The following is a 17,966-nucleotide window of genomic DNA, read 5'->3' as shown; positions in this document are numbered from 1 at the left end:
CCACCTAAGAAACCAAAGACACCTAAGAGGCACTTAAGTAGGGCGGGTGTAGCCGTATGTGATTATTTCTCAGGTCAATCAAATCGGTTGCGTCAAAGTCATCAAGGTTTTACCCATCAGTGCCCCTATGTTGGCTCCCTCCGGCAGCGGGATACCCTTCCATTCCATTTGTTCCCATTCGGAGAGGGTATTGGATACATCCACCACCAATTTGCAACGCTCGTAGCGTCGCTCCATGTATTGCTCCAAAACGCTGGACATGGCGCTTTCTTTTTGCAACAATTCCGCCAATACCACTGCATCTTCAATAGCCAACGCCGCTCCAGAACCCAATTGAGGAATGGTGGCATGGGCAGAATCTCCAATCAAAACAACCCGATCTTTGTACCAGGGTGCCGGAGTCATCAGGGTTTCCAATGGACGGTAAATGACCCCTTTGGGATCGGTAATTTGAGGCAAAACCTCTTGTACAAAGGGAGCACTGTATTCTTCCAAATAGGCTTTTAAACGAGGCACCAATTCTTCTTCAGGAATGAAGGGGTTGTCTTCACCTTCCGAAGAAACCACAAACATGTAAATGGTATCCGCCGTCATTGGGATCAAACCCAGTTTGGTTTTTTTGCCAAAATACATGTAACCAGTTTCCAGGCCTGCTGGACGTGGGAAGGCATAACGCCATACCGAGGCGTTGATGTACTTGGGGGTAAATTGCCCGAAAATCAAATTCCGCACTTTGGAATTGACCCCGTCGGCACCGATCAGCAGATCGTAAGTGCAGGAACTGCCATCAGTGAATTGAACCACAACCCGATCAGGCTGATTGTCGATGTGTTCAACGGTGATGCCCATGCGGAATACCACGCCATTTTCCTGCGCAGCTTCATAGAGTACATCGTGCAAAATTTTCCGGGAAATACCATTGTGGCTGGGGAATCGACCAATGGGTGGCGTGCCTGTTTCCCCAAATTGGAAACCATGCGGCGCACACATTTTGACTTTGCCATACGGTGAGCCCCGGCGCATGGCTTCATCGGCTACTCCCAGAGCGTCAAGTGCGCGCAAGGCGTTGGCCTGTTGGATGATGCCTACGCCGTATACATTGAACTCCGACTGCAATTCAACAATTTCTGCCTCGATGCCGGCCCGGCGCAAGGCGATGCCTGCGGAAAGTCCACCAATTCCGCCTCCAACGATGAGTATTTTTTTTGCTGCTGACATAGGTTTAAATTTTGAACACTTGAACCGATCACCCAAGTACCCTGCCCCCATCCACCGGAATGATTGAACCAGTGGTAAAGGTAAGAGTGGTCGCCAAGGCATAAATGGCATTGGCGACGTCTTCAGGATTGGCTAATCGGTTTAGTGGAGTAAGTTCTTCTTGCTTTTTCAAATACGTTGGATCAATGTTTTGGGTGTATTCGCCGAGCACCCAGCCTGGGGAAACCGAAACCACCCGAATTTGTGGCGCCAAGGCCCGGCCCAAAGAGCGAGTCATGCTGTCGATGGCCGCTTTGGAAGCACAATAAGCTACATTGCTGCCGATGCCCGTGACGGCGGCAACGGAGGAGATATTCACCACCAAACTGGGCGAATTGCTTTCTTTTGCTGCCTCCAACAAAAGGTTTTTACAAACCCGGATCATGGCAAAAGAACCACGCAAATTGGTGTGAAAAATGCGGTCAATCCATTCGTCGCTCAGCCCATCCAAATCGGCATGAGGAACGGGAGTTGTGATGCCTGCGTTGTTGACCAATATGTCCAATTTGCCGCATTTTTCCTGGATCAAATGGGCCATCTCGGCCAATTTGGAAGCATCCGTATTTGGGGCATGGAAACAGGAATGGCCCTGGCCCGGTAGGCTTTGCAGCAAGGCTTCGGCTTTGGCCGCATTGCTGTTGTAGGTGACAATGACTTGGGCCCCATTTGCCGCCAATTTGTGGCAAATAGCGGAGCCGATGCCGCCTGCACCACCCGTAACCAACGCAATTTTTCCGGTTAAATCCATTTGAACAAAACACTTATTCCTGAGGTGATTCTTAAGTGCCTTAGGTTTCTTAGGTGGTGAAAAAATGTTCTTCACCACCAAAGAAACCTAAGGCACCTAAGTCACACCTTAGAAGTTTACTTGTACTTGCGCACCCGCAAATCCGCCTGAGCCTGATGCCCGGCAAAATTCTCAATCGCACACAGCCTTGAGCAATATTCCCCAATCATTGCACTGGCCTCCGGAGTGCGGATCTCCTGGTAGGTGCAGGTTTTTAAAAATTTGCCTACCCAAAGTCCACCAGTGTACTTCGCCGCTTCCCGGGTTGGCAGGGTATGGTTGGTGCCGATGACCTTGTCCCCATATGCCACGTTGGTCTTTTCCCCCAGGAACAAACCACCGTAATTTGTCATTTTTTCCAGGAAATACCTTGGGTTTTCGGTCATTACCTGAACGTGTTCGCTAGCGATCCGGTCGGCCTCTTGTACCAATTCATCTACCGTATCCACCAGAATAACTTGGCCATAATCGCGCCAGGCCACCCCAGCCACATCCGCGGTAGGTAATACCGTCAATTGGCGCTCGATTTCAGCTTCGATGCCTTCGGCAATACTTTTGCTGGTCGTGAGCAAAATGGCAGGGGAGGTTGGTCCATGTTCCGCTTGTCCTAGCAAGTCGGTTGCACAGGTTTCCACATCGCAGGTATCGTCGGCGATAATGAGGGTTTCGGTTGGGCCGGCAAAAAGGTCGATTCCCACTTTTCCGTAAAGCTGCCGTTTGGCTTCCGCTACATACGCATTGCCGGGGCCGACCAACATGTCTACACTTCGCACGGTTTCCGTTCCGAGGGCCATCATGGCCACTGCTTGCACACCGCCGAGCAAGTAGATTTCATCCGCACCAGCCATGTGCATAGCGGCTACAGTAGCTGCTGGAATGGCTCCATTGATCGGAGGTGTGCAGGCAATCACTCGTTTGACACCTGCCACCTTGGCTGTCAACACACTCATGTGCGCTGAGGCAACCATCGGGTAACGCCCACCGGGGATGTAACAACCCACACTGTTTACAGGGATGTTTTTGTGGCCCAGGAACACCCCGGGCAAGGTTTCTACCTCAATGTCTTTGAGTGCAGCCAGTTGATGTTGGGCAAAATTGCGGATTTGAGCTTGTGCAAAAATGATGTCATCAATCACTTGTTTGGGTAAGCCTTCGATGATGTTGGTAATTTCAGCGGGTGACAGGCGAAAACTTACGGGCGACCATTTGTCAAGATTGGCCGAGTACTCCCGCACAGCTGCATCGCCCCCTTCAGCCACCGCCTTTAACATGCTTTCCACAGTAGCTCGTACCTTTGCATCGGCATCCTGGCTTTCTGCGTAAGTAATGCCTTTTTTGAGTTGATGGATCATTCGTGCAGTTTTTTGGCAATCCAATCGTAAAGGTTGAACACTTTGGTGAAATTGTCGACTTGGCAATGGGCGGAACCACTGCTTTCCTTCGGGACTATTTCCAGGTATTTTTCACAGGTCAACGCCTCGTAGGTTTTGTAGGCGTTTTCGACAAAATTCTGCCGATCATCTTCCCCGTGCAAAATGTAGGTGGGCATGGAGATTTTTTCTGCCACGCCTTCTAATGTGAAATTTTTGAGGCGTTCGCGGGCGTCGGCCATGTTATCGGCACCAACGATGTGCATCACAATTTCGGCCAGCGGGTGGTTGTCCGGACGGTTCTTCCAAATGTCGTAATAGGACCAAACTGCTCCCCAGATGGCGCAGATTTTGAAACGTGGCTCAAAAGCTGCTGAACGAGCCGCCATATAACCTCCCATGCTCACTGCCATTACCCCAATGCTCTGGGTATCAATTTCAGTTTGCAAATTGGCTATGGCCCATTCATAAGCAGCAGTGGCAGGCACATTGTAGTCGTAACGCGAGTGAACGTGGTTGATGCGCAGGCTTTCGCCTTGACCGGGGCCATCGAGCACCATTAGAGCAACTCCCCGTTCATTGAGCCAGTTGGCTGGCCCGAAATATAGCTCTTCAGCCAGGCTGTCCAAACCCCCAAACATGATCATCATGGGTGGATTGGTTACTCCTGCAGGTTTAAACAAATAGCCCGGCATATAAGACCCCTCAAAAGGCACTTTAAGCTGCAAGGGCTGATTGTCCATCAAGGGAATGGCCTTGCGAAAGGCATCGATACATTTGTTGTAAGTCGGCAATTTGCGGGCATCTGCTGGCTTGAGAAAAAATTCGGAAGTGCGCAGGTAATTGAAGGCGCGAAGGTAGGCCCGCCGGGCGGTGGCGCGATTGCCATTTTGGGCAGCAGTTTCGCCTTCCGCGTATATTTTATTGCCAATTTTGGACCAGGCCTGGTGAAAACTCTCGTTGTCACCAGGGGTGATTTCAGCCGCTGCCTCCAGGCATTCCGCAAATTCCCCGCCGCCGTAATGGGCTTGACTCAGGGCCCGGTTCAGCTGATAGGAGGGCATGTATTGGTTGGGAAAATAGTGCCACATGGTTGAGGAGTTGAGGAGTTGAGGAGTTGAGGCGTTGAGGCTACCGCGAGCGGCGTTGACATAGTCCTTGTCTAAGTCGCTCGCGGCAGCCTCAACTCCTCAACTTCTCAACCCTAAATTAATGTTTGTGTGATGCGTGCTCCTTTTTGAAAGAACCATCGCCGCCGGCCCAGGGGTTGGTATTGCCCCATGCGTCGTTTGGATTGTCTTTCAGGTAGTGGATATCTGGCCCGTGGTCAGGGGCGAAAATCAGGCGGGCGCCTGCGTAGAATTCGAAACGATTGCCGCCGGGCTCATCGACGTAGATGAAAAAACCTTCGTCAGCTTTGTGACGAGTAGGCGCACCCATGGCGAGTTTATAGCCATTTTCAATGATCCAGTCGCAAGCTAGCAGAACCTCTTCGCGACTGTCAAAATTATAGGCAACGTGATTTAAGGCGGCCTCTCCAGGTTTCAGACTCGGATCGGTAAAGATGGCAATATCGTGGGAAAGGTTTCCGGTGGTCCAAAGTCCACCTACTGGCGGAATTTCATCCGTAATGCGCACTTCATCAGGGTTGCGCAAGCCCAAACCTTTCCAGAATGCCTTTTCGGCCGAATAATTGCTGGTGTTGTAAGTGATGTGGTCAAAACGCCGGGGATTGACACCAATGCGGCGATTGCTGGCGTAACGATCTGCAAATACACTTCCTCTTTTGCCTTCTTCCCGCAGCCATACTACATCCCAAAATACTTCGTGGAGATGACCATCAGGGGATTTGAAGCGGTAGGCTTTGCCATGGCCCAGGTCACCTTCATGCCAGCCAATGCCTGCTCCAATGCTTTCGAGGTACTGAACCACGTCTTCCAGTGCTTCGGGGCTGTCGGCCCGCCAGCCCAGATGGCCCATCCCCGGACGATCACTTTGAGTCAGTTTGAGGGAGTGGTGAAAATAATCGCCCCAGGCGCGGAGGTAAACGGAGTTGTCTTCGCGGCCGGTTTCGTCCATGCCGGCTATTTCTGTGAAAAAACGTACAGAAGCCTCCAAATCGGTGCTCAGTACTTCTATATGCGCCAATTGAGAAAAGTAATGCGGATTTCGAGCCATCTTGTTGCCAGAGTTGAAATTTAGGGAATTAAATTTCGACAAAAGTAGGCTTAGTGATAGGATATTGGGTAGGCAAATATGGGTTATTCCTGTGCAAAATCAATCCACAGGTGTTTTTTTGCTGGTTTTGTTATGGGTTTTTAGGGCAATTTCAATTGTAAAGCCAGATTTTAAATGAAAAATAAGAGCAATGAATTAAACCCGCATTTTCCTCCAATAAACAATCAATAACATCAAGCCCAATAACACCCAAAACCCTGGCTCTGACATCCGCACTGGCTCTTCACCTACATCAAAGGCTTTTTTCCCCTGCAACACTTGTTTCTGTTTCATCCTCAACAAGCGCCGCTGGGATTCATTTTCCAAAACCAAATAAGCAGTTTCGGGGGTAAGCAGGCCTGTGTTAAAACTTTTTTTGATCAAATTTTGCCAGGTTGTTTCACCTAATTCAGGATGGGCTTCCAAGTGTCGCCATTCTGCCTGGAGTAGTGCAGCGGATTCCCAGCTTCCTTTTTTGAGGCTCGAAGCAGCTTGGTTTTTGGGAAGGTGGACCAATTGTTGCGTGGACAAATAAGCCAAAGGCTGCTGTGCATTGGGGTAAGCTACTGCGTCAATGGCTTGTGGTTCTGCACCGCTTGGCGCCGAGTTTCCCCAAAAATCAGTTTCCTCTAAAGCCTTATGCCCCAAATGATAGTACTGCAAGCCATTGTATACGAAATGAGCCATACGGGGTGTGAATTCAGGCAGAATGGGTAAGTTTTCCGTTACCAGCACCATTACAGGATAATGCTTCAAAGGCTGATCGGTATAGGAATACAGTATCTTTTCAAAAGCCCTTTCGGCAAAAAAGCCGCCTACTTTGGCCTCATTGCGGATGGCCGCTTGCCAGTTTTCATTTTGAGTGAGGGTATTCACATCGCGGTTGGCCAAGTGGAAATGAAGGGTTTCTTTTGGCAGTTTTCGCTCCCGAATCAAATTTTCCAGGTCGGCAATCTGCGCATTGATGTGCTTCTTGCTTTTGGCGGAGCAATCCACAATGAAATGATAATGAGGCATTAATTTGACCTTGGGTAAGGTTTTACACAGGGCCATGGGAATATAAGCCACTTGTCCATTGCCGATGATGATGGGGGCTGTTAGGTTTTGATTTCTGGGGAGTTCACCAAAAGTCAATTCGTGGTTTTGATCCAAAGTCAATTGAAAGGCCTCTTTGTGGATGACGGTAAACCCGGTTTTACGGACTTCCTTGGCCTGGAAAGGATAGACCCTCAAAGACAAAGTTTTGGCATCCAGATAACTCAACAACCCCGGGTCTCTTCTGGTATTGTTGCGGATTTGCTCATAAATCCAGGTAGCCGTTTTTTTCTCGGCCAGTTCACCTTTCACTTTTTCTTTCCCAATATAGAGGTAATAATCCTGGATGAGTGCGCCGTCGGGCAAAGAGAAGAGGGTGCGGTATTCTTCCAGATTCCTACTCGGGTTTTCCAGTTCAAGGTGTAGGGTGCTGGTCCAGGATTGGTCAATTTCATTCCACTTGGACTCGACCTGTGCCGTTTTGATTTGGGGAATGGAATTGCGCTGAATGGTTTCGGGGAAAAATTGTAGGTCTTTGCCCAAAAAGATCGCTTCGAGTTTGTTCAACTTGCGGTCGGAAAGGGTCAGGTTATCCAGTACCATGCTGTTGTAAAAATGGGAGAGGTAAGGGGTACTGTTGCCGCCAATGTCCATAGAACGGCGGCGTTTGTTTTGTTGAATGGCGGCAAAAACTCTAGCCAATCTGGCATCGGCGATTTTAAAAGTGCTGGGATTGTCAAAATCAGGGGCATAGACGTAGTCAAGCGCCTGATGCAAGGCTTTCCGATCCTGAACGGCTGAGAAATACAAAAAGCTCGGGAGCAAGCAAGCACCCAGTACCGCGCTCATGATCATGCCGAACTTTGGGTAATGATTTTGCAGGAACTGTAAGTCTTTAATCCAGGTCGCTGATTGTAAAACGAGCAATATAACCGGAGTCAGCATCAAAAAACCAGTTCCAATGGCCAGAATGGCCGGGATTGCCAAGGGTAAAAACGGCAAAAAAACCAAAGCAAAATAAAGGATGTAGGGGAAAAATAGACTGCGCAAGAGAAAAAGAACCAGTCGATAAAGGGGATGAGGGTAATTGGGAAGGGTGAACAATACCCCATTCACCACTGCCAATGCATAAAACCAGGGGCTGGAAAAATTGCCAAACACATGCTCGGGAAGGTAGCCAATTTGGCTGTTGTTCAACATCAAACCCCAGATGGGAAAGGCGATTCCCAAAATTCCCTTAATCAGCACATCCCATTGTGACCAGGCCGACCAGGGACGGTGGCCAAAAATGTAAATACTGCGGCCCAAAAAGAAAAAGAAGAGGGTCGACATGGAGAACAAACCCAGGATGGCAATATGTGGAAAATACCGTTCAGGGATGCCGCTAATGATCATTACATTGAGCCCGATGTAGGAAATCAATGCTACACTGAAGGCCCCAAACAGGTTGTGCAGCGGTTTGGGATCTATTTCAAAATTGGTTAAAAACGCAATGATGCTGTACATGGAAAAGGCCATGTTGGGCATCAGGAAACCGATAGGATAGAAGCGGGCTTCGTCGCTGAGCATCCAGGTCGGGATATCGTTGGGAATAAGGGTTTCGCCATTGAGTAGGTAACCCAATAACCAGCAAAAAAACAGGATGTAAACAGCGATATGGTAATACAAATTACTCTTCGCTCGATTGAAATGCAAAAAAAGGTAATAGCCCAACTGCCCCAAACCCAATAGGCTTAAACTTATACCCAAGATATACCAGGCAGTTTTACTTTCTCCATCCAGCTGTGGTGCAATGATGTAAAAAATCTGCGTTGCAAGGGCCAACAAGGCACCAACTGGAAATACACCACTCACCAAAATCCACCAGGGGCTACGCCAATTTTGCATTTTTGGAAAAATTTAAAAAGTGATGAAAAAGAGCAGTGGCCAACAATAAAATGGAAAGGTAAACCACTACGCCTAATGCTTCGTGTACATTGGGGCCATGCACTCCAGGCAAACGTTGTAAAACCAGAGCGCTTAGAATACGGAAAGTATTGGCCAGAATACACAAGCTGTAGCTGAGCGGAATACTCCACAACAAGGCTTTGATTTTGATTGACTGCTGATGCTGGTTTTGAATGCTCAAATAAGCCAAAGTACACCAGCAAATGACCAAAAAATTGACTCCCGCGCAGGATTTTTCGATGATGAAGCCACTGAATTTGTAACCTTCGCCAGCCAGGTATACGCTGGATTGGCCAGTAAAAACAGCAACGAGCCATTGCACCGGATAGAGCAAAAAGCGCAATTCATCGCTGCTCCAATCGCGTTGCAACCACTTGAAGAGCAAGGCGGGGCTGATGGCAAGTAGCGTGAAGATTAAGGCTTGTCTCGATTTCATAAAGTACTTTGTAATTCAAAGTTAAACCTAAACTTTTTACAATGCAAGTATTTTTTCAAATATGCCGCAGAAACAACCGACTTATTTTTAGTTAGAATTTAGGGAAGATTTTGAAATACCTTTCCTGAGGTGATTCCTTCAGTGTCTTTGGTTTCTAAGGTGGTGAAATATTTTTTTCTTTTTCACCACCTTAGAAACCAAAGGTACCAAAGAGGCACCTTAGCGATGCCATAAGTAGAAATTATAAAAAAATTAGAGCCTAGCGCAGGCCTCTAGCTTCCAGGTTTCTTACATAAGTCCGCACATTGACCAAGTGCTGATCATAGTCCTCCGCAAAAGCATGCAAACCCGATCCATCCCCAATCGCACAAAAATAGGTGTAGTTGTGTTTATCGTGGTTCAACACCGCGTCGATGCTGGAAATGGAAGTCATGGTGATGGGGCCTGGCGGCAAACCCGCATTCATATAGGTATTGAAAGGAGATTCAAAACTGGTATGGTAGTTGGTAACCCGTTTGGTAGTAAAGTCGCGGGTGGCGAAAACCACCGTTGGATCCGCCTGCAAACGCATGCCGATTTTGAGTCGATTGAGGTAGGTCCCTGCTATGGTGGGTTTTTCTTCTTCCTTGAGGGTTTCCTTTTCCACAATTGAGGCAAGCGTGTATACTTCTTCAGGAGTCATGTTCATTGCCTTGGCTTTGGCGAGGCGGTCATTTTGACCCCAAAAACGTTTGTGTTCCAAGATCATGCGCTCCATAAATTCTTCAGGAGTCAGGTTCCAGTACACCTCGTAGGTATTGGGGATGAAAATCGACATGAGGTTGTCTTTGGTGTAGCCGATTTTATTTAGGTAAGCTTCGTTGAAAAAAAGCGCCTCCAGGGTTTTGGCATCGGGTTCAATAAAACGGGATACTTTTTCCGCTACCTCTTCCAGGGTTCGTTCGGTGGTAAGGATTACTTTCACTGGAGCTTGCTCCCCACTGCGCAAATGCCGGATCAGGTGGATGACCGTCCAACCGGGTTCAATTTTGTAGCGCCCACTGCGCATGGGATCTTGCTTGTAAGCCATACGTTCGGCTACTTGCCTAAATACACCTTCTTTTCTGACCACACCTTCTTTTTTGAGCAAGGCGACCACTTCATCAAAAGTAGCATTGTGGGGAATTTGAACGTGAAAGTCTTTTCCGATGCTGGAAGGTACTTCCGAACCTCCCAAAATGATGCGGTAGCCAGCATATGCGCCAACCAGCAACAACAACAGCACAATCAACAGTGTGCGGACCTGGATTTTCATAGAATGTAAATGAACTTTTGGGTTTCAAAAAGTGGGTGAATTCAGTTGAGGAGTTGAGAAGTTGAGAAGTTGAGGCTGCCGCGAGCGGCGTTGACATAGTCCTTGTCTGAGTCGCTCGCGGTAGCCTCAACTTCTCAACGCCTCAACTCCCCAACTACTCCTAATATTGTTCTTGATCATTAGGAAATTCGCGGGCTTTCACGTCCTTGACGTAATGCTCCACTGCTCCTTTGATCACGTCGAACAAATCGGCGTAGCGGCGTAAAAAACGTGGGGAAAATTCTTTGTTGATGCCTAACATATCGTGGGTGACCAGTACCTGCCCATCACAATGTTGGCCAGCACCAATACCAATCGTGGGAATGTAGAGGCTTTCACTGACCTTTTTGGCCAAATGAGCCGGGATTTTTTCGAGCACAATGCCAAAACAGCCCAGTTCTTCCAACAATTTGGCATCCGCTTCCAAACGGGTGGCTTCCGCTTCCTCCTTGGCGCGTACGGCGTAAGTGCCAAACTTGTAAATGGACTGAGGAATCAGCCCGAGGTGGCCCATTACCGGGATACCTGCACTTAGAATTCTCTTTATGGATTCCGCCACTTCAGCGCCACCTTCCATTTTTACGGCGTGGGCACCAGATTCTTTCATGATGCGGATGGAAGATTCCAGTGCCAATTTGGAATTGCCCTGATAGGTGCCAAATGGCAAATCCACCACAACCAAAGCGCGACTGACTGCGCGTACCACCGCTGAAGCGTGATCGATCATTTGATCTAAGGTAATCGGCAAGGTGGTTTCATGCCCATGAATGACATTGGAGGCAGAGTCGCCAACCAGGATAATGTCGATCCCTCCGGCATCGATGATTCCTGCCAGGGAAAAATCGTATGCGGTCAGCATGGCAATTTTTTCTCCCTTAGCTTTCATCGCCTGCAACACGTGGGTCGTGATGCGTTTAACCTCTTTGTTGACGGACATGATAAATCGTTGAAAATTTGAGGCGCAAAGATAAAAAATAATCAAGTTTGTCTGACAAAAAGCCATCATTGCTTTTCCTAGACAAGGCATGAATAGTTTTGTTACTTTTGAGGCATCAAAACAAACTCCAATTGAACGAAAAAATGCTAGACTTTATGCGCATTGTATGGGCATTGTTGTTGCTTTGTTGTGTGGCTTGTACCACCGATTTTGACCTGGAAGGAGATTTTGAGTCCTTACCAGTAGTATATTCATTCATTAATAAACAGGATACCGCTCATTACATCCGGGTGGAACGCTCGTTTTTGACAGGAGGTGCCGATGCTACTCAATTGGCCCTTGATCCCAATAACCTTTATTTTCCCAATGCCAAAGTGGAGTTGGAAAAAGTGGGTACCACTCAAAAATTTGTGCTCACCCGCGTGGATGGAAATTTGGAGGGCTACGTCCGCGAGGAAGGCCCATTTGCCAAAGCACCCAACTACTTGTATAAAATCAAAGCCAACCAACTTAACTTAAAAGGTGGAGAGACCTTAAAAGTGACCGTCACCCCGGGCGAAGGACTTGCGCCAGCTAGCGCCCAAACCACGGTTTTGAGTGATTTACAATCCCTGGATCGACCAGCTAGCCCAGTCACTATGGTGGATTACAACCGCAGCATCACTTTTGCCTGGAATGCGCCAACTACAGCTCGCTTGTTCGATTTGCGCTTACGGATTCACTATCGCGAGTCGACTTCTGCCAATACTTTTGTTGACAAAACTTTGGAATGGCCAGTGGTGAAGGACCTGGAGCGCACCGACGAGGACCTGCGGGTAGCTTACACCATCACTGGAGAACAATTTTACAAATTCCTGGCCAGCAATATCGATGGCAGTGTAAGTCGCCGCCGTATTTTTGACGGTTTTGACGTGCTGATTACTGCTGGAGGCAAAGAAATGGCTGATTTTGTACGCATTAGCCGGGCAAATCTAGGCATTACCAGCTCACAGGCCAGTGCCAAATACACGAATGTTACGGATGGGGTAGGGGTCTTCTCCTCTCGCTCGGGCTTGTTGCGTACAGGTTTACAATTGAGTGGCCCTTCCAGTGATTCCCTGCGTTTGGGGAAATTCACCAAGTTTTTGGGTTTTCAATAAAGGCTCAACCAAGCTCTTTGTTTTGCAGAAAATATTGATTCTGAATAAAAAACCAATAGTGTCGGCTTTTAGTATTACCTTGTGCCCCTACAAATCGAAAAAGGTTTTATGTCAAAGATAAACGAAGACGATTTCAAAGGGAAATCGAAGGGGAAGTCAGAGGGGAAGCCCAAAAAGAAAAGCAGCGGCCCTCCCAAGCGCAAGCCTGGTGAATTTTCAGGCGGAAAATCTGCTGGAGGCTCAGACAATAAGGGCAAGAAATTTTCCAAAGGCCCAGATGGAGAACGTTCTGAACGCAAATCAGGAGAATACCCCAAAAAGAAATCTGGCGACGGACCAGAAAGAAAATCAGGCGAATATCCTAAAAAGAGAACAGGAGATAATCCTGAACGGAGATCCAGTGAATATCCTAAAGGAAAATCAGGCGAGTATCCCAAAAAGAGAACGGGTGATGGACCCGAGCGCAAATCGGGCGATTATTCAAAGGGAAAATCTGGGGACCGCCCCGAGCGCAAATCTGGCGACTTCTCCAAAGGGAAATCAGAAGACCGTTCCGAATGGAGATCCAATGATCGCCCCGAACGCAAATACAACGACCGCCCCGAACGCAAGTGGGAAGATCGTGGCAAACCCAAGGCCAAACCCAACGCCAAGGTTCAATCCAGCATACCCCATCAGGGCCGTGCCAAAGACAAGCCCAAAGAAAAGGACAACACCAAGGACATCCCTAAGTTTCACCCCCGTAACCCTCACAAGGATCGTTACGACCTGAAACTGTTGACCGAGGCCTGCCCAGAGTTGGAGCCTTTCATCAAAATGAACATGCACAATGACCAATCCATTGATTTTAACAATCTGGAGGCGGTCAAATTGCTCAATAAAGCCCTGCTCAAGCAGTATTATGGCATTGAAACCTGGGACATTCCTGCTGGTTACCAGTGCCCTGCGGTGCCTTTGCGGGCAGATTACATTCACCACATTGCCACTTTGTTGGGCACCAACCACGACTCTATTCCACTGGGCAAAAACATCCGTTGCCTGGATATTGGAGTAGGTGCCAGTTTGGTGTTTCCCATCATTGGTGCCGAGGCTTACGGTTGGTCTTTTGTGGGCTCGGAGGTTGATCCAGTCGCCATTGAGTCAGCCAAGCAGATCTTGGAAGGCAATGCCTTTTTGCAAGAATTTGTCGAATTGCGGGTGCAAAACAATGTGAAAGACCTTTTCCAGGGGATTGTTCAAGCGGATGAAAAATTCGACTTGTGCATTTGTAACCCTCCTTACCACATGGGTGCTGCCGTGGAAACTGCTCCGGCGAAAGAAGCTGCACCCAAGAGCAAAAAGAACGCCCAACTCAGCCCACTCACGGGCATTCTCAGCAATGAACTGAGTTATGAAGGGGGCGAGGAAGCCTTTTTGCAGCTGATGGTTAAACAAAGCCAGCAATTCCGCACTTCGGTTTATTGGTTCTCAAGTTTGGTGTTGAAACAGTCTCACCTCAAGAGCGCTTATAAAACTTTGCAAAAAATTGGCGTCAGCGACATCAAAGTCATTCAGATGGGGCAAGGCAATAAATCCAGCCGGATTTTGGCCTGGACTTTTATGAATAAGGCGCAGCAGGAAGAGTGGCGGGCGGAACGTTGGAAGACGAACTAAAGAATACCACCAAAGGGACATTTTATAACCACAAAGGTTAAAAAAGAGGACACAAAGGACACAAAGTTGGACGTTGACAACGCTTTTCTTTGTGTCCTTTGTGGCCTCTTTTTTCTTTGTGGTGATAAAAAGGTTGCAACTGGACAACCTAATTGCTGTTAAACTTTGGCTCACTGAGCCACAATCTTCTGCTCAAACAAACGCTGGCCCAGATTGTCCCACAAGGCCACTTTCATCTCCGCCGTCTCTGCATCGATGTTCACTTCTCCAAAAAACTGCAGGCCTGCCAGTGGAGAAAGGTTGCCCTGCCCAGTTGGAGGCGCTTTTTGGAAAAGTACCTGCGGACCAAAAGTATTGTCCAACTCGCCCGGGCCAAAAGTGCCCGCATTCAGCGGCCCCGCCACAAACTCGTAAAAAGGCCGAAACTCCTTGAACTGCGCCTTGGCCGGATCGTAATAATGCGCCGCACAATAATGCACATCGGCGGTCAGCCAAACCACATTTTTGATCTCGTTGTGGAGCATGAAACGCAACAAATCCGCCGTTTCCAGCTCCCTTCCCAGGGCAGGCCCATTGCCATTGGCCCCATTTTCAAAAGTACCCTTGGTCGCATAATCGTCATACACAATCAAGCCCAGGGGCATATCGGAGGCGATCACTTTCCAGGTCGCTTTTGAGGCAAGCAGCCCTTCCTTGAGCCACTGGATTTGTTGACGACCCAGAAAGGCGGTATCTGGCCCAGCCTGGGTTTGTTTGTTGGGGCCATTGGCGGCACGGTAAGAGCGCATGTCAATCATGAATACATCCAAGAGTGGGCCATAAGACACCCGGCGGTAAATGCGTTCGGGGTCCTCGCCATTGCTACGAATGGGATTGTATTCCAAAAAGGCCCGTTTGGCGCGGGCGGCCAGCAAGGCCACGTTTTTTTCGCTGTACCGTTTGTCGTCGTGGATTTCCTCGGGATACCAGTTGTTGAGTACTTCGTGGTCGTCCCATTGGTAAAGGATGGGCACTTTGGCGTTGAAATTGCGCAGGTTTTCATCCAGCAAATTGTAGCGGTAGTTGCCTCGAAACTCCTGCATGGTTTCCGCCACTTTTGATTTTTCCTCAGTTACAATATTCTTCCAAATTTTTCCATCAGGGAGTTTGACTTCGGCCTGGATGGGGCCATCGGCATAAATGGTATCGCCACTGTGGATGAAAAAATCGGGGTTACGCTGGGCCATTTGGCTGTAAATTTTCATGCCTCCCAGTTCGGGGTTGATGCCCCAACCTTGCCCGCAGGTATCGCCACCCCATTGGAAACGGACATTGCGGAAGCTCCCGGGAGCCGTGCGTAATCGGCCAATACTGGGTTCGCTCCAGAGTTTGAGGTCTTCCAAACTTTGGTAACGCACTCGGTAAAAAATCTCTTGACCAGTGGGCAAACCGGTCAAGTCAATTTTGCTGGTAAAATCAGACTCTGGCAATGCTGCAGGCCCCTGAATGGTATTGAATTTTTTAAAACTTTCGGTCGTCGACCAATCGATCCACATGCGGGCAGGCCGATCGCTGCGCGACCAAATCAAGGCCCGATCCTGGATCACATCCCCGGCACTGACTCCGCCAGGTAACAGTGGCCGCAAATCTGGACTGCGCTGAATGTAAAACCAGGAAGGAACTGTAGCGGCAGCAGCTGCTACACTGAGTTGTTGGATGAATCGACGACGGTTAGGCATGGCCTGAGTGTTTTTGAGTGACGAATTTTTCGAGTGACGAATGACGAATACCGGGTAGCCCAAATTCGTCATTCGTCACTCGAAAAATTCGTCATTCGATTTTGCTATAAAACTACAGTACTGCGCCCTCAATCCCTCAGCTTTTTGATCAAATATTTTGGGGATTCTTCATAACCCTGCCGAAAATAAAAACGATGTGCATCGGTACGGCGAGAATGGCAATGTACTTCAATGCGGTCACATTGTCGGGTCTGGGCCAGGGCCGCACAATACTCCTCCATCGCTTTCCCAACACCCAGGCTGCGGGCATGGGCATCAACGGCAAAATAACTGATGCGGGCAAAATCACCAGGGAGGGCAATCTGGGGGATGATGTGGAAAGAAATAAAGGCAATCACTTGATCCTCCATTTCAGCAACAAGCAAGATTTCATCAGGATGCTCGAGCATTTTGATCAGTTTTTGAGGGAGAAAGTCCGAGGTGCCAGGGTAGCCGAGTTGGGTGAGGAGAGCGGAAATTGCTGGTGCGTCGGAGGGCGTGGCTTGGCGGATGTGGTGCATGGCTTGGAGGTTGAATGGAACACAAAAGAACAACTTCTCTCCTTATCTTACCACGATTAATTGACTTTTAGGGATTTTAAATCTGGATTTTATGGTTTTTTTGGGGGCGACTCTTTTTGACTTGCGTTTCTAAAAAAAAGCATTTAAATTTGTTGCGTATTTAACGGTTTTTTATTTAACAGTTTTGTATGTCGGATTTTCAATTTCAGCATTCATATGGTCGAATTTTAGGAATTGCACATACTGCTTTGGTGAGGCATTTGGCCAAACTTATGAAAGCCAAAAACCTGCCGATCAGCCCGGAACAGTTCAGTGTGTTGAGTCACCTTTGGCAAAAAGATGGGCGATCCCAAAATGAATTGGCTATATGTACAAATCGCAACCGGGCCAACGTGACCAGAATTGTGGACATTCTGGAAAGAGATGGGATTGTTGAACGCCGGGACGATCCCAAAGACCGCCGGGTATTCAACATATTTTTGACGGAAAAAGGAAAGGCTCTGGAAAAAGATACCGCTACTTGTGCCAAACAATCCATTGAGGATGCCCTGAGGGGGATTTCGGATGAAGAAAAAACAATCGTACTGAAGGTACTAAAGCACAGCATTGAAAACCTGAGGTAGCAGTAAGTAGTGAGGCAAAATGGACATTTATTTTTTTATCGACCCTAAGGTTTTTTTTGCACATTTTGTTGCGTATTTAACATTCAACTCATTAACAAAATGAACAAAAACATCATTGAACTTAGCCAATTGAATTTTACGCAAGATTTTCCCGGGCTCCGGGGCGTGAACATGATGGCTCGACAATTCCCAATTGAGCCTTTTTTGGTCATCACCGAATTTCGGATGGAAAAACCGGTTTTTGGTCCCCATCCCCACGCAGGTATCTCCGTATTGACGTACATGCTTCCCGATAGTGAGGGCGGTTTTATCAATCGCGATAGCAAGGGGGATTTTAGCACCATTGGGCCAGGTGCGGTGCACATCACCCAGGCCGGAAGTGGGATGCACCATGATGAGTTTCCTCAGGTGCCCGGGGTGGAATGTCATGGTTTTCAGATTTGGATCAATCATGCCAAGGCCGATCGTTTTGTTGAGCCTTTGGCCAAACATGCTGACGCCGTGGAAATCCCCGTAGTGGAGCAGCCAGGGGCCCAGATAAGGGTGATCCTGGGGCAATATGAAGGTATACCTGCAAAAAACGAGGTGCTCACCAGGGTGGACCTCCTCCACGTTTTTTTAGCACCCAAAACATCGATCACCCTGCCCGCAGCCGCCATGGCTTTTGTATACGGACTGAAGGGGACGGCACAGGCGGCTTCCGAAGATACCCTCAAAGCGCAAATGATGGTCAATTACTCCCCCGAAGGTGATGAAGCGACCCTGCAGGCAGGCCCGGAAGGTTTTGAGTTTTTGTTCGGAACTGGTACACCCCTGAATGAAGCGATTGTGTATGGCGGCCCCTTTGTGATGACAACGCCTGAGCAGATGGTTGAGGCGAAGGGGCGTTATTCTAGAGGGGAAATGGGACGGCTGGGGCCTTATTAGGGCGGGTGATTGATGGGGAGACCGATC

At 48.4% G+C, this 17,966-nt stretch carries 15 protein-coding genes; 4 read left to right on the top strand and 11 right to left on the bottom strand.

Going from position 1 to position 17,966, the window contains the following annotated elements:
* Positions 1 to 78: 78 nt before the first annotated feature.
* The 9 genes from ACO08K_RS25325 to panB form a co-directional block, all read right to left on the bottom strand.
* On the bottom strand, positions 79 to 1,218 hold the full coding sequence (locus ACO08K_RS25325; protein WP_421799278.1) for an FAD-dependent monooxygenase: 1,140 nt from the start codon (positions 1,216 to 1,218) through the stop codon (positions 79 to 81).
* Positions 1,219 to 1,246: 28 nt separating this feature from the next.
* A complete protein-coding gene (locus ACO08K_RS25320; protein WP_421799277.1) occupies positions 1,247 to 2,005 on the bottom strand; it encodes an SDR family NAD(P)-dependent oxidoreductase in 759 nt (252 codons plus the stop codon).
* 116 nt (positions 2,006 to 2,121) lie between these two features.
* Positions 2,122 to 3,396, bottom strand: a complete 1,275-nt coding sequence (gene hisD / locus ACO08K_RS25315) for a histidinol dehydrogenase (RefSeq protein WP_421799276.1) — start codon at positions 3,394 to 3,396, stop codon at positions 2,122 to 2,124.
* Positions 3,393 to 4,505 carry an alpha/beta hydrolase family protein gene (locus tag ACO08K_RS25310; protein WP_421799275.1) on the bottom strand — a complete coding sequence of 371 codons (1,113 nt, stop codon included), beginning with the start codon at positions 4,503 to 4,505 and terminating at the stop codon, positions 3,393 to 3,395. Before ACO08K_RS25310 ends, hisD begins: the two co-directional genes overlap by 4 nt.
* Before the next feature lie 118 nt (positions 4,506 to 4,623).
* Complete coding sequence (locus ACO08K_RS25305) at positions 4,624 to 5,592, bottom strand: VOC family protein (RefSeq protein WP_421799274.1); 969 nt, start codon at positions 5,590 to 5,592, stop codon at positions 4,624 to 4,626.
* 195 nt (positions 5,593 to 5,787) lie between these two features.
* Entirely contained in the window at positions 5,788 to 8,553 is a 2,766-nt protein-coding gene (locus tag ACO08K_RS25300; RefSeq protein ID WP_421799273.1) for an MSEP-CTERM sorting domain-containing protein, read from the bottom strand.
* Entirely contained in the window at positions 8,537 to 9,049 is a 513-nt protein-coding gene (gene xrtK / locus ACO08K_RS25295; RefSeq protein ID WP_421799272.1) for an exosortase K, read from the bottom strand. Before xrtK ends, ACO08K_RS25300 begins: the two co-directional genes overlap by 17 nt.
* A gap of 259 nt (positions 9,050 to 9,308) precedes the next feature.
* Positions 9,309 to 10,343: an endolytic transglycosylase MltG gene (gene mltG, locus ACO08K_RS25290; RefSeq protein WP_421799271.1), complete on the bottom strand. Its 1,035-nt coding sequence runs from the start codon at positions 10,341 to 10,343 to the stop codon at positions 9,309 to 9,311.
* Between the two features lie 160 nt (positions 10,344 to 10,503).
* Positions 10,504 to 11,319: a 3-methyl-2-oxobutanoate hydroxymethyltransferase gene (gene panB / locus ACO08K_RS25285; protein WP_421799270.1), complete on the bottom strand. Its 816-nt coding sequence runs from the start codon at positions 11,317 to 11,319 to the stop codon at positions 10,504 to 10,506.
* 155 nt (positions 11,320 to 11,474) lie between these two features.
* Between panB and ACO08K_RS25280 the strand changes: the two genes are divergently transcribed.
* On the top strand, positions 11,475 to 12,458 hold the full coding sequence (locus ACO08K_RS25280; RefSeq protein ID WP_421799269.1) for a DUF4249 family protein: 984 nt from the start codon (positions 11,475 to 11,477) through the stop codon (positions 12,456 to 12,458).
* 108 nt (positions 12,459 to 12,566) lie between these two features.
* Entirely contained in the window at positions 12,567 to 14,111 is a 1,545-nt protein-coding gene (rlmF, locus tag ACO08K_RS25275; RefSeq protein ID WP_421799268.1) for a 23S rRNA (adenine(1618)-N(6))-methyltransferase RlmF, read from the top strand.
* Positions 14,112 to 14,281: 170 nt separating this feature from the next.
* Here the strand turns inward: rlmF and ACO08K_RS25270 are convergent, their stop codons facing one another.
* Positions 14,282 to 15,829 (bottom strand): alkaline phosphatase D family protein, encoded by a 1,548-nt coding sequence (locus ACO08K_RS25270; RefSeq protein WP_421799267.1) that lies wholly within the window; start codon positions 15,827 to 15,829, stop codon positions 14,282 to 14,284.
* A 128-nt stretch (positions 15,830 to 15,957) separates the two neighbouring features.
* Complete coding sequence (locus ACO08K_RS25265; RefSeq protein ID WP_421799266.1) at positions 15,958 to 16,389, bottom strand: GNAT family N-acetyltransferase; 432 nt, start codon at positions 16,387 to 16,389, stop codon at positions 15,958 to 15,960.
* Positions 16,390 to 16,661: 272 nt separating this feature from the next.
* Here ACO08K_RS25265 and ACO08K_RS25260 point away from each other — a divergent pair, with 272 nt between their 5' ends.
* Positions 16,662 to 17,012, top strand: coding sequence for a MarR family winged helix-turn-helix transcriptional regulator (locus ACO08K_RS25260; protein ID WP_421799265.1), 351 nt, complete (start codon positions 16,662 to 16,664; stop codon positions 17,010 to 17,012).
* 99 nt (positions 17,013 to 17,111) lie between these two features.
* A complete protein-coding gene (locus tag ACO08K_RS25255) occupies positions 17,112 to 17,939 on the top strand; it encodes a pirin family protein (protein ID WP_421799264.1) in 828 nt (275 codons plus the stop codon).
* Positions 17,940 to 17,966: the final 27 nt, after the last annotated feature.

The sequence above is a fragment of the Haliscomenobacter sp. genome (assembly GCF_965225875.1).
GTDB lineage: Bacteria > Bacteroidota > Bacteroidia > Chitinophagales > Saprospiraceae > Haliscomenobacter.
This window is presented reverse-complemented; position numbering and strand designations above follow the sequence as displayed.